This window comes from Leucobacter sp. UT-8R-CII-1-4 (assembly GCF_030010235.1).
Lineage (GTDB): Bacteria > Actinomycetota > Actinomycetes > Actinomycetales > Microbacteriaceae > Leucobacter.
Genome location: NZ_JASCRS010000003.1, coordinates 169820 through 196306, shown reverse-complemented (window position 1 = coordinate 196306; position 26487 = coordinate 169820). Strand labels below are relative to the sequence as shown.

21 protein-coding genes are annotated in these 26487 nt (G+C 59.3%); 9 read left to right on the top strand and 12 right to left on the bottom strand.

Annotated elements, in window-relative coordinates; translation table 11 throughout:
- Positions 1–56: 56 nt before the first annotated feature.
- Together QBL02_RS08275 and QBL02_RS08270 are read right to left on the bottom strand one after the other, a co-directional pair.
- Entirely contained in the window at positions 57–2045 is a 1989-nt protein-coding gene (locus QBL02_RS08275; protein ID WP_282725939.1) for a cytochrome c oxidase assembly protein, read from the bottom strand.
- A gap of 266 nt (positions 2046–2311) precedes the next feature.
- Positions 2312–2590, bottom strand: coding sequence for an HU family DNA-binding protein (locus QBL02_RS08270; RefSeq protein ID WP_282725938.1), 279 nt, complete (start codon positions 2588–2590; stop codon positions 2312–2314).
- A 463-nt stretch (positions 2591–3053) separates the two neighbouring features.
- Between QBL02_RS08270 and rpmB the strand changes: the two genes are divergently transcribed.
- The 4 genes from rpmB (at position 3054) to QBL02_RS08250 (ending at position 4717) form a co-directional block, all read left to right on the top strand.
- Entirely contained in the window at positions 3054–3290 is a 237-nt protein-coding gene (gene rpmB / locus QBL02_RS08265) for a 50S ribosomal protein L28 (protein WP_282725937.1), read from the top strand.
- Entirely contained in the window at positions 3290–3457 is a 168-nt protein-coding gene (gene rpmG, locus QBL02_RS08260) for a 50S ribosomal protein L33 (protein WP_282725936.1), read from the top strand. The genes rpmB and rpmG overlap by 1 nt, the downstream gene beginning before the upstream one ends.
- A 2-nt stretch (positions 3458–3459) precedes the next feature.
- Positions 3460–3765: a 30S ribosomal protein S14 gene (gene rpsN, locus QBL02_RS08255; RefSeq protein ID WP_282725935.1), complete on the top strand. Its 306-nt coding sequence runs from the start codon at positions 3460–3462 to the stop codon at positions 3763–3765.
- Between the two features lie 157 nt (positions 3766–3922).
- Positions 3923–4717 carry an SGNH/GDSL hydrolase family protein gene (locus QBL02_RS08250; RefSeq protein ID WP_282725934.1) on the top strand — a complete coding sequence of 265 codons (795 nt, stop codon included), beginning with the start codon at positions 3923–3925 and terminating at the stop codon, positions 4715–4717.
- Positions 4718–4806: 89 nt separating this feature from the next.
- On the opposite strand, the gene QBL02_RS08245 is transcribed toward QBL02_RS08250, so the two are convergent.
- Positions 4807–8508, bottom strand: coding sequence for a SpaA isopeptide-forming pilin-related protein (locus tag QBL02_RS08245; RefSeq protein ID WP_282725933.1), 3702 nt, complete (start codon positions 8506–8508; stop codon positions 4807–4809).
- 488 nt (positions 8509–8996) lie between these two features.
- On the opposite strand from QBL02_RS08245, the gene QBL02_RS08240 reads away from it, so the two are divergent.
- Entirely contained in the window at positions 8997–12680 is a 3684-nt protein-coding gene (locus QBL02_RS08240; protein WP_282725932.1) for an efflux RND transporter permease subunit, read from the top strand.
- On the opposite strand, the gene QBL02_RS08235 is transcribed toward QBL02_RS08240, so the two are convergent.
- Genes QBL02_RS08235 through QBL02_RS08210 form a run of 6 tightly spaced genes read right to left on the bottom strand, consistent with a single transcriptional unit; the run spans position 12677 to position 17822 of the window.
- Entirely contained in the window at positions 12677–13798 is a 1122-nt protein-coding gene (locus tag QBL02_RS08235) for a pyridoxal-phosphate dependent enzyme (protein WP_282725931.1), read from the bottom strand. The genes QBL02_RS08240 and QBL02_RS08235 overlap by 4 nt on opposite strands.
- A 35-nt stretch (positions 13799–13833) precedes the next feature.
- Positions 13834–14229 carry a transcriptional repressor gene (locus QBL02_RS08230; RefSeq protein ID WP_282725930.1) on the bottom strand — a complete coding sequence of 132 codons (396 nt, stop codon included), beginning with the start codon at positions 14227–14229 and terminating at the stop codon, positions 13834–13836.
- Positions 14226–15035, bottom strand: coding sequence for a metal ABC transporter permease (locus QBL02_RS08225; protein WP_282725929.1), 810 nt, complete (start codon positions 15033–15035; stop codon positions 14226–14228). Before QBL02_RS08225 ends, QBL02_RS08230 begins: the two co-directional genes overlap by 4 nt.
- Positions 15032–15970 (bottom strand): metal ABC transporter permease, encoded by a 939-nt coding sequence (locus QBL02_RS08220; protein WP_282725928.1) that lies wholly within the window; start codon positions 15968–15970, stop codon positions 15032–15034. The genes QBL02_RS08225 and QBL02_RS08220 overlap by 4 nt, the downstream gene beginning before the upstream one ends.
- Positions 15946–16773, bottom strand: a complete 828-nt coding sequence (locus QBL02_RS08215) for an ABC transporter ATP-binding protein (RefSeq protein ID WP_282725927.1) — start codon at positions 16771–16773, stop codon at positions 15946–15948. Before QBL02_RS08215 ends, QBL02_RS08220 begins: the two co-directional genes overlap by 25 nt.
- On the bottom strand, positions 16770–17822 hold the full coding sequence (locus QBL02_RS08210; RefSeq protein WP_282725926.1) for a metal ABC transporter substrate-binding protein: 1053 nt from the start codon (positions 17820–17822) through the stop codon (positions 16770–16772). Before QBL02_RS08210 ends, QBL02_RS08215 begins: the two co-directional genes overlap by 4 nt.
- Before the next feature lie 147 nt (positions 17823–17969).
- Between QBL02_RS08210 and QBL02_RS08205 the strand changes: the two genes are divergently transcribed.
- Entirely contained in the window at positions 17970–19343 is a 1374-nt protein-coding gene (locus QBL02_RS08205; RefSeq protein WP_282725925.1) for an amidase, read from the top strand.
- On the opposite strand, the gene QBL02_RS08200 is transcribed toward QBL02_RS08205, so the two are convergent.
- Entirely contained in the window at positions 19329–20555 is a 1227-nt protein-coding gene (locus QBL02_RS08200) for a glycosyltransferase (protein ID WP_282725924.1), read from the bottom strand. The two genes, QBL02_RS08205 and QBL02_RS08200, sit on opposite strands and share 15 nt — an antisense overlap.
- Positions 20556–20678: 123 nt before the next feature.
- Here QBL02_RS08200 and QBL02_RS08195 point away from each other — a divergent pair, with 123 nt between their 5' ends.
- The 3 genes from QBL02_RS08195 to QBL02_RS08185 all read left to right on the top strand — a co-directional run bounded on the left by QBL02_RS08195 (position 20679) and on the right by QBL02_RS08185 (position 24226).
- Complete coding sequence (locus QBL02_RS08195) at positions 20679–20894, top strand: heavy-metal-associated domain-containing protein (protein ID WP_282725923.1); 216 nt, start codon at positions 20679–20681, stop codon at positions 20892–20894.
- A complete protein-coding gene (locus tag QBL02_RS08190) occupies positions 20891–23143 on the top strand; it encodes a heavy metal translocating P-type ATPase (protein ID WP_282725922.1) in 2253 nt (750 codons plus the stop codon). The genes QBL02_RS08195 and QBL02_RS08190 overlap by 4 nt, the downstream gene beginning before the upstream one ends.
- Before the next feature lie 87 nt (positions 23144–23230).
- Positions 23231–24226: a cation diffusion facilitator family transporter gene (locus tag QBL02_RS08185; protein ID WP_282725921.1), complete on the top strand. Its 996-nt coding sequence runs from the start codon at positions 23231–23233 to the stop codon at positions 24224–24226.
- 58 nt (positions 24227–24284) lie between these two features.
- On the opposite strand, the gene QBL02_RS08180 is transcribed toward QBL02_RS08185, so the two are convergent.
- Positions 24285–25022 (bottom strand): FCD domain-containing protein, encoded by a 738-nt coding sequence (locus QBL02_RS08180; RefSeq protein ID WP_282725920.1) that lies wholly within the window; start codon positions 25020–25022, stop codon positions 24285–24287.
- A gap of 16 nt (positions 25023–25038) precedes the next feature.
- On the bottom strand, positions 25039–26487 hold the full coding sequence (locus QBL02_RS08175) for an aldehyde dehydrogenase family protein (protein WP_282725919.1): 1449 nt from the start codon (positions 26485–26487) through the stop codon (positions 25039–25041).

Genomic DNA, 26487 nt, shown 5'->3' with positions numbered 1-26487 from the left:
CGGTCACCCTGCGATCTCCTGCGGCCCCGCAGGAGATCGCAGGGTCTCACCCGCCCTTAACGCTGCTTATTGTCACGCACGCTGTGCTTCGCGAGCATCTCGTTGTAGGCGTGAAGCTCAGCCTCACCCGAACGATCCGCCGCACGATCCTTGCGTTTTTGTTCTTTCTCGTCGCTGCGCGACCATTGAATCGCCACAATCAACGCGAGCGTCAGCGTCGGCAGCTCACCGATACCCCAGGCGATTCCTCCGCCTGTGCTTTGATCCTCAAGCGGCGTCGATCCCCAGGTTCGGCCCATAGCACCGTACCAATCGGCCATCATCAAACCGTTGCCGGTCATAATCGTGACCCCGAAGAACGCGTGCGAAGCCATTGTCGCGAACAGCGTCACGATACGCAGCGGGTACGGGAATCGATACGGCACCGGATCAATGCCGATCATTGACAGGTTGAAGAGGTAACCCGAGATCAGGAAGTGAATAATCATCCACTGGTGACCTACGTGCTCTTCAGCTGCCCAACGCGCGATCGGCGTGAAATAGAAGATCCAGAGCGATCCGGCAAAGATTACTGCGGCGACAGCCGGGTGCGTGATGAACTTGGAGTATGGCGTCTGCACCATCCAAAGAATCCACTCGCGTCCGCCCCATGATCCATCGTCGCGCTTCGGCACGGCACGCAGTGCAAGCGTGACGGGCGCACCGAGCACCAACACGAGTGGGATCAGCATGGTCAGCATCATGTGACCAAGCATGTGCACGCTAAACAGGTACTGTTCATACGCGTTCAGCGCACCGTTGGTGGTGTAGAACAGTAGGGCGAGACCGGTAAGCCAGGAGATGGTGCGGCCGATAGGCCACTTGTCACCGCGACGGCGCAGACGCATCACGCCGGCGACGTAGAGCAGCGCACCAAAGACGCAGACCAGCACCCAGGCCAGGTCAAATTTCCACTCGGTGATGTAGCCCATTGGTGTGAGCTCTGGCGGCAGCGGGTCTCCGGTAAGCCACACGGCTGGCGGAACATCGAGTGCACCGGTTTCACGCGCAGATTCGAGTGCCACCGGGGTTGCACTTCGACCGAGCGCCGAAGCAAGACCGCTTGCTGCACCCATAACGCCGAGTTCCATGACAATGAGCCACGCAAATACGCGTCCGCCTCGTTCGCCGGGAATCCGTTTGATTGCTCGCTGACGCCAAATCGCGCCGAAAATTCCAAGCGCCACCAGCGTCGCGACCTTGAGTAGCACGATCTTGCCGTACCCGGTGTTCCAAAGCTGATCGAGGTTGCCAACGCGCATCCACGCACTTACTGCTCCCGAAGAAGCGACGCCAATAAACGCGAAGAACGCGAGCGTGCTGTACCGCTCAACCAGGGTTGCCAGCCTGGCACGATCCACCGCTTTCGCAACGAACACCAGGGTGATGAGCCCGCCAAGCCAGACCGCGGCACCAATCAAGTGCACTAGCAGCGAGTTCACTGCCTGCGAGTGATTCGCAGCGCCTGCCGCGTGACCCTGCGATGCAATCGGGAAGGTCGTGGTGATTGCGACTACTAGCGTGAGCAGCACCAATCGACGGTCGCGCACCGCGAAACAGAGCACTGTCGTGACTGCAGCGAGCAGCACGAGTATCAGCCAATAGCGACCGAGTTCGATCTCGGTAACAAACTGTGCGAGGCCCGCACCGAATACCGCATCGCCCGAGAGTGGCTTGCCAAGCACATCTGCGTAGGTGAAGATCAGTGCGGCAGTGGCTGCGACCGTCACCACGGCAGCGCTGCCGGAGGCAAGATCCATCGCAATTCGTGTTTCTTTTTTGTCGCTTGCGAGTGCCCAGACGACCATCACAAGCGCACCGATCATGCCGGCCATGCCGATATTCATGATGCTGCGCGAGATGGGGATGCCGTAGCGGACTACGGAGCCCGGGTCGAGCAGGCTTCGCTCGTTTGCGGCCCCGCCAATTGAGAGCGCAATGTACAAAAAGACCAGAGTTGCGGCCAGCAGAACCGCGGGCGCGAGAATGCGGAGGGATCGAGGCACGCACCAAGCCTACGCCCTGCGGCTGGGAACAGGATTTGGCGCTTCGCGACGCCGTTCCCTGCCTGTGCTGCAGCAGCGCAGTGCCGACTGGATACGTTGTTGCCAGAACTCCGCAAGATTCCGTGCCCCGGCGTATCCATTCGCTGACAACGTATCCACTCAGCATCAGCGCAGCGCACAACGTCGAGTTCCGGCAAACGGAGCCCAAAACCAAACAAGACCCCCGGCCGAAGCCGAGGGTCTTGCTGAAAACTTAAATCAAGTACTTACTTGACTGCAGCCTTGAGCTTCGAGCCAACCGAAACCTTGACGCGCTTGCCAGCAGGGATCTCGATGGTCTCGCCGGTGCGTGGGTTACGGCCGGTACGTGCCGAGGTGGTAGCGGTCTCGAACGAGATCCAGCCTGGGATGGCAACCTTGCCGCCAGCAGCAACGGTCTCGGAAACAGCAGCGAAGAGTCCGTCGAGCACGTTCGAAACGGCTGCCTGGCTCTGGCCGGTCTCGGCAGCGATCTTGGCAACGAGCTCAGTCTTGTTCAGCGACATAGTATTCGTCTTCCTCTCAGGTGCCCGCAGTGTGCGAGTGCCCTTATAAAAGTGCCCCAGATTTGGGGAGATCGGTTGATCGCGTATGAATCTACCTCAAAAACGCTCAGAATCGGCGGAATCAAGCGGAAAATGACGAGAAATTCGGGAGAATTTGAGCTGCATTGGTAATTTTTGCACTATTGACCGGAAGATAGCCCCTATATATACAGCCTTGCGACGCGCCGCCAGATTTCACCTCCGCGGCACCGGCGAGACCGCACAGAAACGCCGCAGAATAAATCTCGTCGGATTGGGATTGCGCGAAACGCCCGGATAACCTAAGCTTGATCTTTGGCTGTGCGAAGTCCCATTGCGCAGACCGCTTTGACGCAAAGCCTGAGCACCCGTTCAGGCCGAGGTCACTGCAGACAAGAGATCTTGGGTGAGGTCATCTCGGCCTCACGGTATTGGAGGAAACACCATGGCAGCAGTGTGCCAGGTGACCGGCGCCGTTCCCGGCTTTGGTCACAACATCTCGCACTCGCACCGTCGTACCAAGCGTCGGTTCGATCCAAACATCCAGAAGAAGACCTACTTCGTGCCTTCACTCGGCCGCAAGGTGACACTCACCCTGTCGGCTAAGGGCATCAAGGTGATCGATGCTCGTGGCATCGAATCAGTGGTCGCTGACCTGCAGAAGCGTGGGGTGAAGTTCTAATGGCTAAGCAGCAAGACGTACGCCCAATTATCAAGCTCCGCTCAACCGCGGGTACTGGGTTTACCTACGTGACGAAGAAGAACCGTCGCAACACTCCTGACCGTCTCGTGCTGAAGAAGTACGATCCGGTTATCCGTAAGCACGTCGAATTCCGAGAGGAGCGCTAAACATGGCTAAGAAGAGCATGATCGCTAAGAACAAGCAGCGCCAGGAAGTCGTTGCGCGCTACGCAGAAAAGCGTCTCGAGCTGAAGAAGGCTCTCATCGATCCAAACGGCACCGATGAAAGCCGCGAGGCAGCTCGTGTTGGCCTGCAGAAGCTTCCACGCAACGCGTCTCCAGTGCGCGTACGTAGCCGCGACGTAATCGACGGCCGCCCACGTGGCGTGCTGTCGAAGTACGGCATCAGCCGTGTTCGCTTCCGCGACATGGCGCACCGCGGTGAGCTTCCAGGCATCACCAAGTCGTCGTGGTAATTCACGCACGATAGCGTTTTAAAAAGAGGTCAGTCGTTTACGGCTGGCCTCTTTTTTGTGCGTTGGATCAGGCGGCCAGCCACAATGGTCGATGAGGTCCTGCGTTCGCGAAGCGAATCGCAGGACCACAATCAAACTTCAGGCGTAGTCTTATCGAGTGGAAGAGCGCGTTGAACTTGCCCCGATCCGTTACGTCGCAATCGGCGATAGCTTCACTGAGGGCGTCGGTGACGAGCAATCCGATGGCTCGGTACGCGGTTGGGCAGACCTGGTTGCCCAAGGGCTCGCCGACTCGACCGGCCAGCCAATTCAATATGCCAACCTCGCCATTCGCGGTCGACTGCTCGCACCCATCATCGCTGAGCAGCTTGAACCCGCACTTGCGCTCGAACCAACACTGCTGAGTTTCAATGGTGGCGGCAATGACATGCTGCGGCCCGGCACAGATATGCCCTGGATCATTGAGCAGACTGAAAAAGCGCTGCGCAGGATCCTCGAAACCGATACCGAACCGCTCTTGCTCGCGGGCGCAAACCCCACCATTGGCTTGCCCCGCGGCGAAAGTGTGCGCGCGAAAGGCAATGAGTTGACCGAGGCAGCTGGCTTGCTCGCCACAGAGTTGAACGTGCGTTTCTGCGACAACTGGAGCGATCCAGTACTTGCCCGCCGCGAATACTGGTCGAGTGATCGGCTGCATCTCGGGCCGATCGGCCACCATCGGGTAGCTACCAATGTGCTGCACTCGCTCGGGCATTTTCATCCGGAGGACTGGCAGCTCGACGCCGAGCCGATTGGGGCACCTGGCACGATGGCGCAGCTTCGTTACACCCGAGAGCACGTGCTGCCGTGGATCAAGCGGCGACTGACAGGCAAGTCGAGCGGTGATGGGCGAACCGCGAAGCACCCCGATTATGTCTGGGTGTATCCGCGGCTTGTCGACCCGCACCACTAACGCGCCCAGCGCACAGCGCCCTCGCCCAGCGCGCACAAGTCGCAGACCCACACCGGTCGAATGTCGGGCGAGACCTTACCCCCTGCTAGCTACGAACGCCGTCTGCGCAGCGCAGCGGCCCCGGAGAGCAGCAGCAATATACTTGCCGCGCCCAGCCATAGCGTCGGCGCAGCATTCGCGCCCGTGCCAGAGAGTGCGCCGTTATGCGCGGAGGTATCGCCCGGGTTCTCCTGGTGTGAATCAATTGAAACGTTGACAATCGGCCCAGCGTTACCGATGGCCCCGCCACCAGAGTCGACCGAAGTTGTGTACAAGGTTTGCTCTAGTCGGTACCCTTCCGGCGCTGTCTTTTCGGTGAGTGCGTAGACCCCCCAAGCGAGGTTCTCAACTGCGAACGAACCGACGGCGGGATCTACATCGAGGTCGCCATTGTCTGCAATTTCTTGGCTGTAACCGTTTGGTCCGGTCAACTCCCACACCGAACCTGCGAGCATTGCGCCACCGGCATCATCAATTTTTGACCAGATCAGCTTGCCCAGTATGCGGGAGTTTTCGATTGACCCAATGCTGACCGCGAGGTGACTGGCGTCGATTTCAGCATGGTGTTCGCTTGGGTCGAGCTGATAGCCGAGCGGTGCGCGCACTTCGACGAGTGTGTAACTACCCCAGGCGAGACCGTAGACCGCAAAGTTTCCTGCGCCAAGTCCGCGCCCATGGCCGTTGTCGTTGCACGAACCGTCACTCGGGTTACTCTCGCTCGGGTCAAGCACAATCGGCTCCCCGAGCGAATCCGAGATGAGCTCACAGTAGCCGTCTGGCCCCGTGAGCTTCCACACGGACCCGGGAAGCCTGCTGAGGCCATTGCCAGCGATCGACTTTGCCCAGCTCAATTCGCCAACTCTGCGCTCATTTTCGATCACGGGCCAGCTTGGCTCTACTTCGTTTTGTGGATCGTACGCGGCCAGCGTGATCGGCGTTGAATCAACAATGTAGCCGTTCGGCGCACGCACTTCGGTCACCGTGTAGCTCGGATTGCTTACATTCGTGGCCGGAATCAATCCTTCGATTCTGAAATAGCCGGGTCTCTGATCAGTATCGACGCCACTGTAGCCAGACTGCCCGATGTTATCAACCACTCGAACGAAGTAGCCGTGCGGCCCGGTGATCACAAAGGAAGCCCCCGCAATAGCACTTCCATTCGTAGCATCGACTTTCGACCACTGAACGACTCCTGGCGCGCCTTCAATCTCGATTGTTTCGTCCGCTTTCGCTAGCGCGGCCTGCCCTGGATCTGCGGGATAGCCAAACGAGTTGCCGCTGTCTGAATATGCAGCCAGCAGATCTTCATCATCGAAAATGTATTGGTAGACCACAACGGTGTGCCCGGCAAGCTCGACCGGCACCTGAAAGTAGACGGGCACCCCACCAGAGGGGGTCTCACCGTCCGTAGTTGAGGTGAACGTTGGCGGCCCGCCGCTACCGTCTGAATTGGCCGTACCGAATATTTGCACTCCATTTCTATCGGTCACGAGCGCGCCAGTGGTCTGATCAAATAGCACTCCATGAATCGTATGGACGGTGTTGGGTTTCAGGCCGGAAGATGTCGCCACAACTGTCACGTCGTCTTGAATGACCCCGTCGTCACCTGTATATGGAAGCACTTTCGGATCGCTGGCATTGCCGGTGCTTGCGACGGTGTCAACCCGTGCTTCAGAACGCAGGCCAGAACCGGTACCCCAGGCGGCTGAGTGCGAAATGAGATTTTCACTTGACCATGGGTTCTTATCAAGAATTTCAACACTGCCCTCATCGCCGTAACTCTCGTAGCGGCCTGCAGAGGTGTCAATGTCAACGTACAGTTCAATCCCCACGTTCACGAGCGGTGGCACATTATTAACTTGCACAGAAATAGAGGTTTCAGAACAGGCAATCACGATTCCTTCCACTGATGTACCGTCAGTGTTTATTGCCTGTTGATAGGTCCAGCTGGGCGCACCGAGCTGCCAGTATGAAAACCAGATCACGGGGTCTGCGTTTAGCGCACAATCAATCCGCTGACCCGGGGTTGTCAGTTTGTCGGTCAGGATCACCGTACTTGAGGGTTCACTCGTGACCGGCCCAACCAGCCACACATAGATCTGATCCTCGGTGTTGGGATCAACCCAGCGCACATACTTTTCAGAGTTTGTGTTGTTATTTGGCGGTTGTGCTGTTGCTTCTGAACCGTCGGTGAGTGTTGCCGTGACGTCTTTGGTTTGCCCGTCAAGGTCAAGAGTTGCGGTATTCAGATACCCCTGCCCATTCCCGCCGTTAGAGACCGCCGCGAGCGACCAATCGGTCACCTTGAGCGCGAGGTAAAGATTGCAGCCAACGCCGCCTGGATTCGCCGGTAATGCAGAAGCAGCTGAGATCCATTTCACGGTGTACACCAGCTCTTCAGGGGTGCACGAAATCACACCCTGTTCAACCGTAGTCATGCGGTTCGCAAATTCGGCATCATCGATGGGCACCGGAAGTCCGTCGTTGCCGAGCGGTTGAAGCAGCACGTAAGGTGCGGTCGAGCAGTCAATTTCGAGGCCAGGGCCTGGCCGCTCAGTGAAGGTGAGCGTATGCGCTTGGTCGGTGGCTGCCCGTGGGATGAATCCGGAGCGAACTACGGCTCCAATTTGTGAGGGCGCTTCGCGATTGATCGGGTTCTGCTGCCACCACATGTACTTTTGCGGATTCGTTACCAATGAGTTTGTGCCCCCTAGATTTCGCCCCCACGAAGCCGCACCTATCGAAACCGAGGACGATGTGGTGGCTGAGATCTTGCGCCCGCCTTCGTCGGTGCCCGTGGCTGATGCAGTGTTGCTCAGTGTTTGCCCGGCGTCAATATCTTCCTGCGTAAGGATGTACGTCGCGCTATACGTTGTTGATTCACCCGGCAGCAGGTCGACTGTGCGTCCGTCAGCGTTACAAGCTTTGTCTGCCGTATTGGGTCGAGCGGCGCACACTGGTGCGGAAAAGTTTCCGTTTGCGCGAAGACCGCTGCGTGTCGGCCCTGGGTCGGTTACGGTTACACCGCTGAGCACCTGCTGCCCCGTGTTCGTAACGCGGAAGGTGTAGGTGATTTCTTGCCCAACTGAGCTGCTGGCGGCTGCGAATGCGCTGGGCGAGGCGCTTTTTGTAAGACGAAGGCTCGATTGCGGATCGGCCATTGGAAGTTCGACCTCTTTGGTGGTGGGAAGGTCGCCAAAAATGACTGTTTGAGAACCACTGCCGTCGTTCTCACCAATGAACTCCGTCGAGAAAAAGAATGAACCGCCGACATTAGTCTTGTCGTTTACATAGTCCGTTAAGGTGAAGGTCACGACGCCGTCTGCGGAAACCTTCGCATTTGCAACGGCAACGTTTGAGCAGGCACCCCCACCCGGAGGGCATAGTGCGAGGTCAAAGCTGGTCGCGCCTCTCCACTTCAATTCTTCCGGGAGACGCAGCGTGAAAGTGTCACCGCCCCGTGCACTGTCAGGTACGCTCCAGGTGCCCTGGAATTTGATGATTGATCCGACATTCACTTGTGTCGGAGACTCCAGCACAATGTCTGTGACTGCCCCAGGAATTTCGGCTGCCTGCGCTGCCGAACTTGGTAGGGTGAGCACCCCGCATAGCAGCGCGGAAATCATCACAAACGCGGCAAGGAGTTTTTTCTTCGGGGTTCCGCCGAACGTAACGACGTGATGTGTATTCGTTCGTCGCGGAACAGCATAGGGAAGATTCTGCGATCGCCTGACGCCATACTGTTGCTTCATTGCAACTCCCTCGATCAAACCCATGAACCACGGCGACGACCCACAAGCTAGCCGCGGTTTTCGAACCTCTTAGCTCATGCTGAATACCGAAAGTCTTATAGGACCTACTGCAAACGCTGCCAATTCCGAGCTAGATCCCGCACCAATTGAGCGCATAGTTTCAATGATTTGAGCATCGCGAAACTCGATTAGGTAGAGAACAAGTCACTACTTCAAGCGGAATGGAGGAGGTGCCCGCAAGAGAAATGGCAGGTCGAGCTACGTAACACGGATGGAAAAGAGCTCACAGCAGACGGTTACGGAAAACCATAATCCCCCTTCGGGATGAGTGGAAATGGTACCTCGGGATGATGCGTTGGCTCTGTGTCATTGCCAAACTGGAATCATTGACCGCTCTGCGGTTAAAAATTCGGCATCGCTGCCCTCAAATCCCTAAGTTCCAGAGGGCCGGCATGTATGCCGCCTAGTTACACGCCACGGAAGGTCCCATGACGTCTCTCACCCGCGCCAGTCTAAAAAACCGGCTGCTTGTTGGTCTGATCACAGCAGCGGTCGCGCTATTTGGTCTCATCTCGATGGGTGCGCTCAAACAAGAGCTCATGCCGTCCATGTCGGCCCCGATGGCTTTCGTCATGATCGACTCCGAGGGCCTTGCACCTGAAGAGATGTCGCGCACGGTCACCGAGCCAGCCGAAAAGGCACTGATGGCTGTTCCCGGCGTAAAGAATGTCACCTCGACGACTTCTTCGGGTTCGGCTCAGCTGCAGGTTGAATGGACCTTCGGTAAAGACGATGACGAAACCATGCGCACCATCAAGGCCGCCGTTGACGGTTTGAAGGCGGTGCTGCCAAAGGATGCCAACAGCCAGGTCTTCTCGGGCGGCACCGACGGCATTCCGGCGATGATGATCAGCGCCGGTAGCTCGAAGGAAGACTCGGACTTTGGCGAGGCACTCGCGCAGACCGTAGTTCCTGCGCTGCAGGGTGTCAGCGGCGTTCAGCGTGTAGAGCTCGCGGGCCGCGCTGAGCAGCAGTTGATGATCGACCTTCGCCCGGCAGACGTTACCCGTCTCAAGGTCCAAACCGAGATGATCCCGGCTGCGCTTCAGGCATACGGAACCCCTCAGCCTGCCGGTTCTGCGGCAAGCAAGGAAGGCAAGATCGCTGTCACCGTTGGTGAGGGTCTTACCTCGGTAGAGGCAATCCAGGCACTGCCGTTTGCAACTCAAGATGGCGTAGTTCGCCTCTCTGATTTCGCCGATGTGCATCTTGAGACGGTGCCACAGGGCTCAATTTCACGCGTGAACGGCAAAGACGCGCTCACGCTGCAGATCATGCCGGCGCAGGGCGCAAACGTCGTTGACATTTCGCACGGTGTAAACGCAGAGCTTGAGCGCCTCTCAGGAACGCTCAAGGCAGACTTCGTCACAGTATTCGACCAGGCGCCGTTTATCGAGCAGTCAATTCACGATCTTTCTGTTGAGGGTGGGCTTGGCCTGCTCTTCGCGGTGCTCGTGATTCTTGCGTTCCTCGGATCATGGCGATCCACCATTATTGCTGCCGTTTCGATTCCGCTTTCGCTGCTGATCACTCTGATCGGTCTGCTCTGGAGCGGCAATACGCTGAATATTCTGACCCTTGGCGCTCTCACCATTGCGATTGGTCGCGTGGTTGACGACTCCATTGTGGTCATTGAGAACATCAGCCGAAGGCGCGGGAGCGGCCCGCTCACAATTGAAGCTGTGGTCGCTTCGGTGCGCCAGGTTGCCGGTGCTATTACCGCGTCAACGCTGACCACGGTTGCGGTGTTCCTGCCGATCGCGTTTGTTTCGGGTATGGCTGGTCAGTTGTTCCGTCCGTTCGCCATCACCGTCACCATTGCGCTGCTCGCATCGCTTGTCGTAGCGCTCACGGTTGTTCCGGTTCTCGCGTTCTGGTTCATGCGTAACCGTCCGGCCAAGGGTCACGGGGCAGAAGCAGCCGCAGATGAGGCAGATCCAGAAGACGATCTCGCCGAGATTCATACCGCGCCGGATCGCCTGCAGAAGGCGGTCATGCCGGTGCTTGGCGCAACTCGTCGTCACCCGGCGATTACCATCACGGTCTCGATCTTGCTGCTGGTTGCAACCCTCGGCATGAGCTCGTTCATTCGCACCGATTTCCTCGGCTCGACTGGCGCCGAGAGCCTGCAGCTGGTGCAGACTCCACCTAAGAGCGCCGAGGGTGATCTGATTGAGGCAGCAAAGCCCGTTGAACGTGCTTTGGCCGATGTTGACGGTGTTCGCGATGTGCTCACGAACATTCCAATCGCTTCCTCAGGTGTCGCCACCGAGATCACCTACGAGGTCATGCTTGCTGACGGTGCTGATACCGAGCAGACGAGCAACAAGATTGAAAAGGCGATGGAGCGTGTGCGCGACATCGGCGAGGTGCAGCTACTCACCCAGGATTCGTACACCGGTGGCGCCGGCGGCGGTATCAGCCTGCAGATCCAGGGCAATGATCCAAAGGCTCTGCGTGAGGCGGGCGAAGCACTTGAGAAGAAGCTCAAGGGCGAAAAGGGTGTGCAGTCGGTTCGCAGCGAACTCGCTGGTGAGCAGCCGGTTGTTCGCGTGAAGGTTGACGAGGCAAAGGCCGCGAAGATCGGTTACGATCCGACCACCGTTGCCCAGGCTATTCGTAGCGCACTTGAGGGTCAGGCTGTCGGACAGCTCATGCTTGATGGTCGCGACCGCTCTGTTGTGGTTCGTACCCCTGGCACCGAGCGCACCGCTGATGCTCTTGCAACGCTGATGCTGCCGGTGACACCGCAGCAGACCGCTGAGGCGCAGAAGCTCGCTGGTGACCGTCTCACCGAGCAGGCGAAGGAACAGGCTCAGCGGGCGCAGGATAAGGCAGCCTCTGAAATGAGCTCGCAGATTTCTGACGCTTACGCCGCTCGCGACGCTATGAACGCACAGATTGCCGAGCTGACTGCTCAGCTGCAGGCGCTCAACGCCACTCCGGTTGATCCGGGGCCATTCAAGCCTGACAATAACGAAGACGCTGAGGCAATGAAGAAGGCACTTGCCGCTCGCGCCGAGCAGGTCGCCGGACTCCAGGGTGCAATCGCCGCGGCCCAGCAAGGCATCGAAGGCATCAACGAGCAGATTTCAGCACTGAATTCTGCCCGCGGTGAGGCGTCGAATGCTCTCGCCGAGCAGGAGAAGGCAGAAGCCGAACAGAAGGCCGCTCTCGAGGCGACCGGTACCGCGGTGCCGCTCTCGGCTATTGCTGAGGTGACCGAGGAGCTGACCGCTCCTACGATTACCCGCGCCAATGGCGACCGCCAGGTTGCGCTGAGCGTCACTCCGAAGAAGGGTCAGCTTGATGCTGCAAACCTTGCCGTGCAGAACGCAATCGAAACCGTTGATCTGCCAGCGGGTGTGAGCTTTGAACTCGGTGGCGTGAGCGCTGAGCAAGACGAAGCATTCACCCAGCTCGGTGGCGCGATGCTCGGTGCGATCCTGCTGGTGCTGCTCGTGATGGTCGCAACCTTCCGCAGCTTCCGCGGACCGTTTGTGCTGCTCGTCTCGATTCCGTTCGCGGCAACGGGTGCACTGCTCGGCCTGCTGCTCACCGGCACCGCGCTTGGTCTTCCAGCTATGATCGGCCTCTTGATGCTGATCGGTATTGTGGTGACAAACGCGATCGTGCTGATGGATCTGATCAACCGCCTGCGCGAGGCCGGCGCCTCGCTCGACGAGGCAGTGGAGCACGGCACTCGCCTGCGTTTGCGTCCGATCCTGATGACCGCAGCTGCAACCATCTTCGCGCTCGTACCGATGTCGCTCGGACTCACCGGCGGTGGCGTCTTCATCTCGAAGCCGCTGGCGATCGTTGTGATCGGTGGCCTGATCTCGTCGACACTGCTGACACTGATCCTGGTTCCGATTCTCTACACCTGGGTCGAGCGTCGTTACCTTCGCAAGACGCAGAAGCGTTCGGAGCGCCGTGAGCGCAGGGCCGAGAAGAAGGCAGCCAAGGCTGGTCTGCTCGTGACACCGGCCCTCGATCCAGCGGTTGAACTGGGTATCGACCCAAGCGATGCGCCAACGGCACCGCTCTATGGCGATGGATCAACAGGCGGCGAACACGCTGCCGATGAGCCAGGCGGCAAGCCAGCGAACTAAACCGCGCTCGGCGACTTCAGCCCCGATCCGGTGAGCACCACAATGTTCACTTGGTCGGGGCTGATTGTTTCTGCGTCAAGCAACCGAGCATAGGCTGCAGCCGCGGTTGCACTGGTTGGCTCAACGAACAATCCAGCTGCGGCTAGTGTCGCCCGCGCCGTAAATATCTCTTTTTCGGGCACGGCGATAGTTGCGCCGTTTGAAACCCGCAGTGCGGCAAGCATTTCTGGCAGGCGCAGCGGTGAACGGATTGCTGTTCCCTCAGCGATGGTCGGTAACACCATCCGGGCTCCGATTTCTTCACCGTTGAACGCCGCATCGAGTGGCGAACAATTCAGCGGCTGCGCGGCAAACAGTCTCGGCAGACGATCGATTTGCCTGGCGCTGAGCAGTTCAGAAAAGCCAAGGGCGAGACCCAACAGCATACTGCCGGCGCCCACCGGCACGATCACGCTGTCTGGGGCGCGAAAGCCGAGATTTTCCCAGAGCTCATAGGCGAGGGTTTTTGTGCCCTCAAGAAAAAATGCCTGCCAATTGTGACTCGCATAGAAGGCATCGCGATCCAGCGCCGAAGCATCGATAGCTGCCTGCTGCGAGGCTTCGCGTGCGCCGTCGACAAGCTCAACTCGCGCGCCATAGGCTTTAGCCTGCGCGAGTTTGGCCGGGCTTGTTGAGGCTGGCGCAAAAATGCTCGCCTCAAGACCACCGGCTGCTGCGTACGCGGCGATTGCTGCGCCTCCGTTGCCGGAGCTGTCTTCGTTTACCCGAGCAACACCCTGTTGCCGCAGCGCTGAGAGCATCACGCTCGCACCGCGATCTTTAAAACTGCCAGTCGGCGAGAACCATTCAAGTTTGCACAGTGGCGCAGTTCCTGCCAAGGTGACAGGCACAAGCGGGGTGCATCCCTCGCCGAGGGTGATTGGGGCGACAATATCGAGTGCGAGCGCAGCCCGGTAACGCCACAGACTTCGGCGGGAGCGATCGATCTGTTCTGGTGTGATGCCGCTTCCGGGTGTGATCATGAGCGGCCGGCCGCTACTTGATTGCCAACGTGGCTGATCGATTGGGTGCTCTTCACCAGAGAGCAGATCGACATAGTGAGGCGGCGCAGCTGACATTGCGGATCCCCCGAACAACTGCCCCAACACCATGGTTATGCCTTACTTCTACAACGTTCGCACACGCCAAAGAGGTCTACGACGTGCTCAATTTCGCTAAAGCCGTGTTCAGCTCCGACCCGGCTCGCCCACTCTTCAACGACACTTGCCTTGATCTCGCGGGTTTCGCCGCAGCTTCGGCAAATCAAGTGATGGTGGTGCCCGGTAGAGCACGATCGGAAGAGGTTCTCACCGTCGAGTGATTGCAGTGAATCGGCTTCGCCTGCCTCGGTGAGCTGCGCAAGATTGCGGTACACCGTTGCGAGACCGATGGTAGATCCTTCGTCGCGAAGCACCGAATACAGCTGCTGCGCGCTCACAAATCCCTGTGCTTCGGCGAGCCGGGCGCGTACCGCTTCACGCTGCCAAGTATTTCTTTTTGTTGTGCTCATCCGGTCACCTCCTTCACTCGTCTGCTCGAAATCTGTCGCCACAGCAGGGCGACCATGAACATCAGCGTAGTCGCAAGTCCGATAGAACCGCCCGCGGCAAGATTAAACTCGCGCGAGGCCCAGAGGCCGAGGAGCCCAGAAGCAACACCGAGCAGTGCGGCAACCAGTGGCAACCACTCGATTCTGCGCACCAACAGGCGGGCCGCGGCTGCTGGTGCAATCAAGATTGCGACACCGAGGATCGCCCCAACGGCGGGCATCGCAACCACCACGGCGGCAGCAATAACGCCGGTTACTGCGAGCTCGATCGGCCAAGCCCGATAGCCAGCCGCCGCATAGCCGGCGGGGTCAAACGTGTGAAAAAGAATGCGACGGCCAAGGAGCAATGTGATCACGATTGCAGCGAGCAACACAATGGCGGTGGCCCAAATATCAACGCCGCTGACCGAGAGTGGCGAGCCAACTAGCAATGCTTCAACCGGCACGCCAAGGCTTGGGTTCAGGCTGGTGAGCAGCGTGCCCAAGGCGAAGCCAAGTGCCAACACGATACTGCTCGCAACCTGGCGCCCCTGCCCAGGCACCCGAGAGAGAGCGGTCATCACCAGCACCAAGAGCAACGCGAAGAGTGCCTGACCAATCAGCAGGTTGTATCCGAGCACGGCGAACACCACCCCGCCGGGGAAGGTGGCATGACTCAGCGCGACCGCGAAAAATGAGCGTCGGCGCAGCACAATGAGCGTGCCTGCGATGCCTGCGAGCAACCCAAGTAGCCCGACCTCTAGCGCGGCAAGAGCGAAATAGTTCATGCCAGGCCCGCCGTTTCTTGTTCATCGAGCTTGTCGAGATGAACAGATCCAACGCGCCCTCTGCGTACCACCAGGAGACGAAACACCACCGCAACCAGGTACAGAGCAACCAGTAAGAGCACTACGAGCGCACCGGGCGAAACAGAGACTTCGTATTCAACTGACCAAACGAATGAGAGCCATAGGCCGAATGTGCCAGCAACAAGCGGCACCAACACGGCGATTGGCACCAGCCAAGCAATCTTCTTGGTCACGAGGCGCGCCACAGCCATTGGCACGGTGAGCAGCGCCACCACCATCAGTACCCCGAGCGCCTGCACTCCGGCGACGACAAGAAGAGCAGTTGCGGCAGCCAGCGCAAGATCGGTGCGCAAGATTTTGAACCCGGCTGCCTCAAAACCCACCGGGTCAAAAGCACGAAACAGCTGTGCACGACCGGTGAGCAGCATCACCGCAATCGCAAGAATTGCAACGACAAGGATCTGCCACAGCTGATCCTCGGTGACCGTAAGCAAGTGCCCAAAGAGCAGATCCTGCAACTGCGCCACAAAACCCTGCTGTTTTGAGACGAGCACGATACCGAGGCTAAAAAGCCCGGTCAGTCCCACCGCAATTGCCGCATCGCTTCCTGCACCACCACGGCGGTCAAGCAGAGTAAATACGAGAGCAGCGACAAGGGCCGCGCCGAGTGCACCCGGCAGGAGCCCTGCCGTGCCGCCGATCATCGCGCCAATAACGAGGCCGGGGAACACCGCGTGCACCAGGCCATCACTCACAAATTCCATCTCGCGAAAGCTGATCCCGAGACCGACGACGCCGGCCGCAACCGCAAGAACCGCCACCGTCAAAAAAGCGCGCATCATAAAAGGCAGCTGGAATGCCTCAAAAAAACTGACGTCCATTTGGGTGCTTACTTGCTGTCGCTCGGTTGGCATTCATCATGCGCCGTCGTCACAATCATGTGCCCATCGATTTGAGCGGCAGCGTCTTGAAAAGTGTGCTCGACAGCTTCGATGGTGAGCGCATCGCGCACCGGCCCAAAACTCGCTGGGTGTCCCGGCTGCTCTGGGGTATGCCCAGCAGAAAGCAGCAGGGCATGGGTGCAGGCTTGTTGCGCAATCTCGAGATCATGAGTACTGACGATCACCGTTCTACCCTCGCGACGCAACTCGCGCACGAGCTCAAGCAGGGTGTCACGGTTTTCTCTGTCGAGACCGTTGAAGGGTTCATCGAGAAGAAGCAGTTTGGGGTCCGAAACAAGCGCACGCGCAAGAATTCCACGCTGCTGCTGACCGCCCGAGAGCTCACCAAAAAGACGCTGCGAAAACTTCGCTAGGCCCACCCGTTCAAGGGCAGCATCAACCGCGGCTTTGCCAGCCCGACCCAGCGGGCGAACCGGCCCGCGAGAACGGTAGAGGCCCATGTTTACGACCTGCCGAAGAGTTACCGGCAGTTCAGTGTCACGAGAGTCGGCCTGCGGCAATGAGCCAATATCTTTGCGTGCGGTAATCGGATCGGTACCGAGCACGCTGACGCTGCCAGCGGTCAGCTCGGAGAGACCAAGGATTCCCTGCAAAAGGGTTGATTTTCCGGAGCCATTTGGCCCGATCAGTGCGACCGCGCTGCCTGCCTCGATGTCAAGGTCGAGTTCTGACACCCGGCTGCGCCCGGCGTAGCCAAAAGCGGCACCCCGCAATGTGATCGCGGGGTGCTCGTTTTGTGGTGCTTGTGAGGTCACTCGTTTTCCAAATTATTTGGGATTGGGTCTGCCTTTACGCCCCAGGCGTCAAGAATGACATTTGTGTTGTGCAGGGTTGCACTGATGTAAGTTTCTGCCCCGCTACCGGCAGGTCCGAGCGAGTCAACGAAGAGCGTATCAGCGTCAATTACTTTGACTCCGGCCTCCTTCGCGACAGCCTGAGCAAGCTTCGGGCTGAGTGAGGACTCTACAAAGATTGCCTTTACGCCGCGGTCTTTGATTGCGGCGACCAGCGCATCAACTTCTGCGGCACTCGGCTCAGCGTTATCTTCGAAGCTCGGCAGGAGCGATCCAGCGTAGTCAATGCTGTAGTCGTGCAGGTAGTAGCGCAGTGAATCGTGGCCGGTCACGAGCACTCGGTCTTCTGCTGGCACCTTTTCGAACTCAGCCGCGATCCAGTCGTTCATTTCGCTGAGTTTCTTGTTGTAATCGTCAGCACGCCCGGTGTAGTCCTTGCTGTGCGATGGATCAACCTTCGCAAGACCGACGGCGATTGCTTTCACCATGCCCTCGGCCTGTTTCGGCGAGGTCCACAGGTGCGGGTTCAAGTCGCCGTGGTCGTGCTCATCACCGTGACCATGGCCGTGCGAGTGATCGTGCTCTTCCTCTTCAGCGTGTTCGTCGCCCTCTTTGCCCTCGTCGCTAATGGCTGCTGCAGCGACGAGGTCGACGCCAGTGCTTGCGTCAATAATGGTGCCCTTGAAACCCGATGCATCGATTGAGTTGTCGATGAATTCGTCAAGACCGACACCGTTGATCACGAGCACATCAGCTTTGCCGATGGCGAGCAGGTCGCCGGGGGTTGGATCGAAGTGATGCGCTGAGCTGCCTGGCTTCATCAGGCTGGTCAGTTCGATATTGTCACCGCCGACAATTGCAGAAAAGTCAGCGAGCTGTGTCGTTGTCGTAACTACCTGAAGACGGTCGCTCTGAGCTGCTGCCCCTTCGCCACTGGTCGAGCACGATGAAAGGGCGAGCACTGCAGCGGTACCGAGCGCTGCGGCCGAAAGGAGTTGGGCAAATTTCACGGGGGAAGCTTTCTAGCTCGGGATCTGTTGAGCACAGGACTTAATGAGAACGAGAATCACTATAGACCTTGATGGGAACGATTCGCAACAAGCTCTGTCGTTTTGACAAAACATCTTTTGCACAACGGTGGTGCGTAGAGTAAAACAATGACCACTGCTCTGGAATTCCGCGACAAACTGCGCAGCGGCGAACTCAGCGCAGTCGAGGCAGTGCAACACTCGCTCAACAGCGCCTCAACCCAGGCCTCGCTTGGCGCATTCACTGAGATACAGCCCGAATTGGCTCTTGCCGAAGCAGCAAACGCAGACCGAATGATCGCGCACTTGCCAGCGAGCGAGCGGCATCAACTACCACCGCTTCTTGGCCTTCCAACGGCGCACAAAGACCTCGTCCGCGTGCGCGGGTTCACCACCCGACACGGTTCTGCTGCCGTTCCACATCAGGTATCAAGTCAAGACGACCCGATCGCTCAAGCGGTGCGCGAATCCGGCGCGATCTGCATTGGCCTCACCCAAGTACCCGAATTTGGCATTGCCGGTTACAGCGAAAACCTGATCGCAGCACCCGCGCGAAATCCGCACAACCCGAGCCTCACCGCGGGTGGCTCAAGCGGGGGGACCGCAACAGCCATAGCCTCGGGAACAATCTCAGCTGCCATTGGCAGTGACGCAGGCGGCTCGATACGCATCCCCTCAGCAGCCTGCGGGCTCGTTGGGTTGAAACCCGGGCGAGCAGCAATCGCCGCCGACACAGTAGGCCGGCCAGCAGATCCACTTGGCGTGCCGAGCATGGCCGTATCGGGGCCAATGGCGCGCACCACACGCGACGCCGCACTCTTATTTGATGCCGTGCGCGGGTTGCGCGACGAACCAAGCCTTCACGCAATTGACCGAGCCGCAGAATTAGGCGGGCTAAAGATTGGCGTGAGCACAGACTCACCCTTCGCCTCGCGCATGCCGATCCGCTTTGATACCGCCGCGACCCAGGCGCTTGAGGCCGCAATTGCCGCCCTGGCAAACTCAGGCCATCATCTTGAAGCCGCAACCATTCGCTACGACGAAGAATACCCAGAAGCTTTTACTACGGTCTGGACCCAATCGCTCGCGCGGATTCCACTGACACCAGAGGCAGAAGCTGAGCTCGGTGAGCTCGCACAATGGTTTCTTGCAAGCGCGCGCGCAACCAGTCCCGAAAAGGTTGCCGCGAGCGTGGCAGCAATCAAACGCTTCGCTCGCAGCGCGAGCGACCAGTGGGCGGAATACGATGTGCTGCTCACCCCCGCACTCGCATTCGCACCACCTGAGACCGGCGCATTCTGGGCGCTCGGACCCGAGGGTGACTACAGACTGCAGTGCGAATGGGCACCGCAGACCTCGATGGTAAATGTCGTGGGAACGCCAGCACTCACCGTGCCAATCATGAACGACGCAGCGGGTTTACCGCGCGGCGTGCAGCTGATTGGCAGGCCCGGCAGCGAGACACAGCTACTGCAGTTGGGGGCTCAGCTACTCGGCGAGTAGTTCTCGATACACCTCAAGCAAGCGTTCGGTAGAGGCTTGCCAGCTGTGCCGCAGCGCGTGTTCGCGAGCAGCCTTGCCCATCTGTGCGGCGAGCTCAGTGTCGGCGAGCAGACGCTCGATCTCGCTGGCCCACACCTCTGGCTCGTCAGATTCGAGCAACACCCCAGTTTCACCGTCAATTACAGCTTCGCGCAGGCCACCCGTGGCGGCGGCTATCACCGGCACCCCTGAGGCCGCTGCCTCAAGCGCGACCAATCCGTAGGTTTCTGAGTGCGAGGGCACCAGCACTAGAGCAGCGAGACGGATGCGTTCAGCGAGCGCGGATCGCAAGAGGGCCCCATCAAAGGCGGTTGTGGTGATCATGCCTGCGTCGGCGATGGCATCATGAAGCTCGCGAGCGTAGGCGGCGCCGTCTGGTGGCGCGGCGCCCACGATTCGCAGATTTGGTCGGCGCTCTGCGGCGATTTCGGCAACGGCTGCAATGGCAAGATCAAAGCGTTTCAGCGGATCAAGCCTGCCAGCTACCAGCACTTCTGGCCTGCCCCCGTGCGCGAGCCAGGCTGCTCGCTCTTCGCATTCGGGCCCGCCGCACGGCCGGAATACCTCGGTGTCAACGCCCGGCAAGACAACCCGTACCCGCTCCGTTGCACCACCAAGCCGTTCGAGTACGGTCTGCTTTTCGGCCTCACTCACCGTGATAATCAGATCTGCCTCGTGCGCAAGTCGCTGCTCGCCAGCCAATCGTCCCGGTGCTTCCGGCCGCTCCCCATCCCCCAGGGGGGTATCTGTTGCGGCGGCAATTGAATGGTAGCTCTGCACGAGCGGAATGCCGAGCGCGCGGGCGGCTGGCAGTGCGGCGAGGCCCGAATACCAGTGTTCTGCGTGCAGTAGATCGGCAGGGTGATCCACCAGGTGCTGATGAAGAGCCTCGCCAAACGGCGCGATGAGTGCTTCGTGTTCACCCTTGGTGATGAGGCGCGCTGGGCCGGCGTCGAGCAGGTGGGCCGTGAGCCCCGGCGCGATTTCAACAACGGCCGCCTGCTCAGTGTCGCTGCGGCGAGTGATCAATCGCACCCGATGCCCGAGTTTCGCCAGCTGCATTGCCTGCGCCAAGACGACCACATTCATGCCACCGGCATCTTTTGTCCCGGGTTCGTCGAGTGGAGAGGTGTGCAAGACCACAAATGCGATGTCGAGCTGATTGAAGTTCACCCCTTGACGCTACACCTCAGTAAAGAGATTCGAATAACAAGTGGCGGGAATACCAGTGAGGGGTATAGGGTTGACCTAGATGCAATACCCCTCGGGGGTATCATTTAAGAGAAAAGGAACATCATGGCTACCTCGAACTACACCGTCACCGGAATGACCTGCGGCAACTGCGAAAACCACGTTCGCAGCGAAGTCGCGGCAATTGACGGCGTCACCGGTGTTGAAGTCAGCCACCGCACCGGTGCTCTCGCGGTCACCACCACCGGCGAAGCGGCAGACGACACAGCAGTGCTCGCAGCCGTCGCCGAGGCCGGGTACACGGCGGTGCGAGCCTCATGACCACAAGCCTTGAGCTAGAGATCGGCGGCATGACCTGCTCGTCATGCGCCAGCCGTATTGAAAACAAACTCAACAAGCTCGACGGTGTCGAAGCCACCGTGAACTATGCCACCGAAAAGGCTCGCGTGTATGTTCCAGAAGGCTACGACGCATCGCTACTTATCGCAGAGGTCGAAAAGACCGGCTACTCCGCAGCGGTACCAAAACCACGCGGCTCAGCAGCCGGCGCTGACGACAACGAAAGCGGCGAGCAAGAAACCGACCCAGAACTCGCCGCACTGCGCCAACGCCTAATTGGCTCGATCTGGCTTTCGGTACCGGTAATTCTGATGGCCATGATTCCAGCACTGCAATTTCAGTACTGGCAGTGGCTCTCACTCGCACTCGCCGCCCCGGTCATCGTTTGGGCAGGCTGGCCGTTCCACCGCGCAGCTTGGGTAAACCTCAAACACGGCGCCGCCACAATGGACACTCTCGTCTCACTCGGCACGAGCGCAGCATTCCTGTGGTCACTCTACGCACTGTTCTTCGGCCACGCCGGCATGCCAGGTATGACTCACGGCTTCGACTTCGGGCTGCAGCAAAGTGACGGCGCAAGCAACATCTATCTTGAGGTCGCCGCCGGCGTCACCATGTTCCTGCTCGCTGGCCGCTATTTCGAGAAGCGTTCAAAGCGCCAAGCAAGTGCAGCGCTGCGAGCCCTACTCGAATTGGGTGCCAAAGATGTAGCGATCCTCGTAAACGGCGCAGAGACTCGCGTGCCGATTGAACAGTTGCAGGTCGGCGACGAATTTGTGGTGCGCCCCGGCGAAAAAATCGCGACCGACGGCGTGATCGTTTCGGGACACAGCGCCATCGACACCGCGATGATCACAGGCGAATCCGTACCGGTTGAAGCCGGTGCAGATGACGCTGTCACCGGCGGTACCGTTTCAACGAGCGGTCGCCTTGTGGTGCGAGCCACCCGCATTGGCAGCGACACACAGCTCGCGCAAATGGCGCAGATGGTTGAAGACGCTCAATCGGGCAAAGCAGAAGTACAGCGCCTAGTCGACAAAATCTCTGGCGTATTTGTACCGATCGTGATTGTGATCGCACTAGCCACCCTCGCAACCTGGCTGCTGCTGGGGTTTGCCCCGGCACAGGCCTTTACCGCAGCGGTCGCCGTACTGATTATTGCCTGCCCGTGTGCGCTTGGCCTTGCTACCCCAACCGCGCTGCTCGTTGGCACTGGTCGCGGCGCCCAGATGGGCGTGCTGATCAAGGGACCAGAAATTCTCGAGTCCACCCGTCGCGTCGATACCATCGTGCTCGACAAGACCGGAACCGTCACCTCGGGCAAAATGTCGCTCAGCGACAGCATCGCATTGGGCGACGAGGATCGAGCACAGCTATTGCGTCTAGTCGGTGCGGTCGAGGGCGCCTCGGAGCATCCCATCGCCCAGGCCATTGCGCGTGGCGCACAGGCCGAACTTGGCGGCGAACCACTGCCAGCTGTCGAGTCGTTCTTGAACACGGCGGGCAAGGGCGTGAGCGGCATTGTTGACGGCCTGCCGGTGCTGGTTGGCACCCCATCGCTCATGCGAGATTGGGCGATCGCCGAAGATGCGGCCGCCATTGAGCTGAAACAGCGCCTTGAAGGCGAAGGCAAAACAGTTGTGCTCGCGGCATGGGATGGCAAGCTGCGTGGCGTGATCGCCGTAGCTGACACGCTCAAGCCCACAAGTGCGGCTGCGATTGCCGAGTTCAAGCGCCTGGGCCTCGAACCTGTGCTGCTCACCGGAGACAATCGCACCGTAGCCGAGCAAATCGCAAAATCTATCGGCATTAGTCGGGTGCATGCCGAGGTGCTGCCCGGTGACAAGGTCGCCGTGGTGAAACAGTTGCAGGCCGAAGGCAAGATCGTTGCGATGGTCGGCGACGGTGTAAACGATGCACCAGCGCTCGCCCAAGCAGACCTCGGTCTCGCGATGGGAACCGGCACCGATGCAGCGATCGAAGCAGCCGACATCACGCTCGTACGCGGTGATCTGCGCAGCGCGGCCGATGCAATCAGGCTCTCGCGGCGCACCCTGTTCACGATCAAGGGAAATCTGTTCTGGGCATTCGCCTACAACGTTGCCGCAATACCGCTGGCCGCCCTCGGCCTGCTGAACCCAATGATCGCCGGTGCCGCGATGGCATTCTCGAGCGTCTTTGTGGTTGGCAACAGCCTATTGCTGCGGCGATTCAAGAGCGTCGCAAGTTGACAATCTAGGGCGTGACTTGGGTTTTTACCCGGTCACGCCCTAGCCGCAACAGACTCACGAGGGTAGCCTCGTAACCAGGAGGAACACATGGATCAGCCACAGAACTGCGAGAACGAATTCAGTGCGGGACACCCCCAGGCACCAGACGGAGTTGAGGCTTCTGGAGCACACGACCACGGCCTAGGCAACGCCACGACCGGCACCGCAAAACACCGCAAGCGGCTGATTCTCGCCCTCTCCATCACACTCAGCGTTGTGATCGTGCAATTTGTTGGCGCGATGATCTCTGGTTCACTCGCGCTGCTTGCCGATACCGGCCATATGCTGACCGATGCCACCGGCATCGCGATCGCCCTGATCGCGAGTCTGATCGCTGGCCTCCCGGCAACCTCAAAACGCACCTTCGGTTTCTTACGCGTTGAGGTGCTTGCTGCGCTGGTCAACGGCATCGTGCTCGGCGTGATCGCAATCTTCATCTTCGTTGAGGCTATTTCACGCTTCGGCAGCGAAGTTGAAGTGCAAACCACACCAATGATCATTGCCGCCATTATCGGCGGTCTCGCAAACCTCACCTCACTTCTCCTGCTGCGCGGAGGCCAGGGTGAAAGCCTCAATGTGCGCGGCGCCTACCTTGAGGTGCTGGGCGATCTGCTCGGCTCGGTTGCCGTAATTATCGCCGGCATCGTGATCTTGTTCACCGGCTGGAACTGGGTTGATCAGGTCGCTTCGATACTGATCGCAGTGATCATTCTGCCTCGCGCCTACACGCTGCTGCGCGAGGTTGTTGAGGTACTGCTTGAAGCCTCACCCAAGGGTTTCGACGTAGACGCAGCTCGTGAGCACATGCTTGCGGTTCCTGGCGTCACCGAAGTACATGACGTACACGCCTGGACCATCACCTCGGGTGTACCGGCATTCTCGGCACACGTCACCGTCTCTGACCAGGCATGGACCGAACGCGAGTACCATGCGATCCTTGACGAGTTGAAGGCCTGCCTGCGCACGCACTTCGAAATCGAGCACACCACGCTACAGATTGAGCCCGTCGGCCATCGACAGCTTGGACCGCTCGTGCACGACTAGGGCTCTGAGTGAGTACCTGAATCGAGTCGCGACATGTCTTACACTGTCGCGACTCGATTCAGTTCTCCTGCTGAGCGAGGATCACCTGACCAAATTCGGTGCGGGTCACCGCGAGGTGGGCCCGCATCTCAGCGGCCGCCAGCTCACTTTCGCCGGCTCGGATCGCCTCAAGAATGCGCTCGTGCGCGTTCAGGCTAGCGTCACGCATAAAGTCAAAGCCGAGCACATCGATTGAATCGAACATCTTAAATCGAGCTTCTTCGACAGCCTGATAAATCTCTTCGTTGCCGCACGCACGCGCAATAGCCAAATGAAACTCGGTGTCGGAGTGCCGACACTCATTCTGCTCACTCGAGTTCGAGAGGGTGTGCTGCGCGCTCTCCATAGCAAGCAAGTCTTCATCACTGCGTCTCGTTGCCGCGAGGCTAGCCGCAGCAGACTCAACCACCATACGAAACTCAACGAGTTCCATAATCTTGTCGGTGCTCTCAACCACGGCTTCAAGCAATAGTCTGCGATCGGCAGGTACGTCTTGCACCGTGGCACCGCCTCGCGATCCGCGATGCACCACAATCTGGCCGCTGCCCTCTAGTACCCGCAGAGCTTGGCGTAGCGTTTCGCGCGCTACGCCAAGCATCTCCGAGAGACGTCGCTCTGAAGGCAGCCGATCACCCTCACGCAAACGACCAAGGGCCATCTCCCGACGAAGATAATCAACAACGTCGGTGTACCCATCGATTTGCCTGCCCGGATCTAGCCGGAGCTCAGCGGAATTCGACTCGGATTGACCGGGCATTCCGCCTCCTCAGTAACTAGAGCGGGAGCCCCTGGGCATCTGTTCCCAGGATCTGCGTTCCTGTGAAGAATTCTAGTAGCTCGGCGTCTCCGTGTCCTCCGACACCAGAATCTCCGAAGAAACTCTGCTGCGACTCGGACGACATGTCGAGCACGCTCGTGCCATTGATCTTTACTTCACCAGCAAGCAAACGCGATCCAACGCGTCGGCCTTCGGATTCGTCCTCGGTGAAGACGTACCCGGCAAGGCCAACCTGACCACTGTTTGCCCGCTGCACCGCCTCGTCAATCGAGTCGAAGGGTTCGACCACCAAAAGTGGGCCGTAGAGCTCCTCCGCAAGATCAAGACCCTCGCCAACGATCAGAGTTGGCGCGATAAACCAGCCCCGCTCTGGTGCGGTCCCGGCCACAATCGTACGAGCCCCAGCAGCGACAAGCTGATCACGCTGATGAAACAGCTCTGTGCGACGGCCCTCAAAAGCTACCGGCCCAAGCGTGGTCGCTTCATCGAGGCTCGAACCAATCTGGTACGAACCGAGTGCCACCTCAAGCGCCGCTAGCAACGATTCAAGCTGCTCCCGCGCCACCAGAACTCGGCGTGGCGCCTCGCACCACTGCCCAGACAGCTTGAGATTGCCACCGGCGAGCGCTTCAGCCGTTGCCGAAATGTTCGCGTCGGCGAGCACAATCGCCGGGTTATTTGAACCGAGCTCGAGACGCAAGCGGGCAAATCGCGGCGCTGCCGAAGCAGAAATTGAACGCCCAGTCGGGGTCGACCCCGTCATTGAGATTGAGCGGATCCGCTCATCAGCGACCAGGGCAGCGCCGAGCCGGCCACTACCCTGCACGAGTGACACTACGCCCTCCGGCAGACCAGCGGCTGCGGCGGATTCGAGCACCAATTGCGCACTCCACGGAGAGGCCGAAGAAGGCTTCAGCACAGCCGTTGAACCTGCGGCGAGCGCGTAGGCCAACTTCTTCACGGCCATAGCTGAGGGCGCGTTCCACGGGGCGATCAGAGCGGTCGGGCCCCAAGGCACCCGGCGCAGTCGCACGTCACGGTCATCGGCAGGCAGCGAGCGTTCATCACCAAGCGCCACGGCACGAGCCGCAGCACCACGAACGGTATCGCCCGCTGATCCAGCGAAGAGCTTGGTCACCGAAATAGGCACACCGGAGTTCAGCGAATCAAGCGGCGCAATCTGTTCTGCTCGTGCTTCAAGTTCGTTCGCAAACACGTCGAGCATCTGCGCGCGGCCCGCAGCTCCGAGGCCATACCACTCGCCTCGCTGGTGCGCTGCGTCTGCGGCTGCAACTGCCCGGTCGAGCTGTTCCAGTGATGCGGTGCGGTTTTCAGCAAGTCGCTCACCGGTGTTTGGATCGTGCAGTGCCTGCGCGGCTGGCATAGCCTCAGCGCTCTGCTCTGGTACACCGCCGATCCATGTGCGGAGTTCTGGAAATTCCAT

What these genes read in the sequence shown, in the direction of transcription:
- QBL02_RS08270 (WP_282725938.1), bottom strand. Translation starts at nt 2,590, where the DNA reads ATGTCGCTGAACAAGACTGAGCTCGTTGCCAAGATCGCTGCCGAGACC.
- QBL02_RS08220 (WP_282725928.1), bottom strand. Translation starts at nt 15,970, where the DNA reads ATGCCAACCGAGCGACAGCAAGTAAGCACCCAAATGGACGTCAGTTTT.
- QBL02_RS08235 (WP_282725931.1), bottom strand. Translation starts at nt 13,798, where the DNA reads ATGTCAGCTGCGCCGCCTCACTATGTCGATCTGCTCTCTGGTGAAGAG.
- rpsN (WP_282725935.1), top strand. Translation starts at nt 3,460, where the DNA reads ATGGCTAAGAAGAGCATGATCGCTAAGAACAAGCAGCGCCAGGAAGTC.
- QBL02_RS08180 (WP_282725920.1), bottom strand. Translation starts at nt 25,022, where the DNA reads ATGCCCGGTCAATCCGAGTCGAATTCCGCTGAGCTCCGGCTAGATCCG.
- QBL02_RS08225 (WP_282725929.1), bottom strand. Translation starts at nt 15,035, where the DNA reads ATGAACTATTTCGCTCTTGCCGCGCTAGAGGTCGGGCTACTTGGGTTG.
- QBL02_RS08205 (WP_282725925.1), top strand. Translation starts at nt 17,970, where the DNA reads ATGACCACTGCTCTGGAATTCCGCGACAAACTGCGCAGCGGCGAACTC.
- QBL02_RS08230 (WP_282725930.1), bottom strand. Translation starts at nt 14,229, where the DNA reads ATGAGCACAACAAAAAGAAATACTTGGCAGCGTGAAGCGGTACGCGCC.
- QBL02_RS08175 (WP_282725919.1), bottom strand. Translation starts at nt 26,487, where the DNA reads ATGGAATTTCCAGAACTCCGCACATGGATCGGCGGTGTACCAGAGCAG.
- QBL02_RS08185 (WP_282725921.1), top strand. Translation starts at nt 23,231, where the DNA reads ATGGATCAGCCACAGAACTGCGAGAACGAATTCAGTGCGGGACACCCC.
- QBL02_RS08245 (WP_282725933.1), bottom strand. Translation starts at nt 8,508, where the DNA reads ATGAAGCAACAGTATGGCGTCAGGCGATCGCAGAATCTTCCCTATGCT.
- QBL02_RS08195 (WP_282725923.1), top strand. Translation starts at nt 20,679, where the DNA reads ATGGCTACCTCGAACTACACCGTCACCGGAATGACCTGCGGCAACTGC.
- rpmB (WP_282725937.1), top strand. Translation starts at nt 3,054, where the DNA reads ATGGCAGCAGTGTGCCAGGTGACCGGCGCCGTTCCCGGCTTTGGTCAC.
- QBL02_RS08190 (WP_282725922.1), top strand. Translation starts at nt 20,891, where the DNA reads ATGACCACAAGCCTTGAGCTAGAGATCGGCGGCATGACCTGCTCGTCA.
- rpmG (WP_282725936.1), top strand. Translation starts at nt 3,290, where the DNA reads ATGGCTAAGCAGCAAGACGTACGCCCAATTATCAAGCTCCGCTCAACC.
- QBL02_RS08240 (WP_282725932.1), top strand. Translation starts at nt 8,997, where the DNA reads ATGACGTCTCTCACCCGCGCCAGTCTAAAAAACCGGCTGCTTGTTGGT.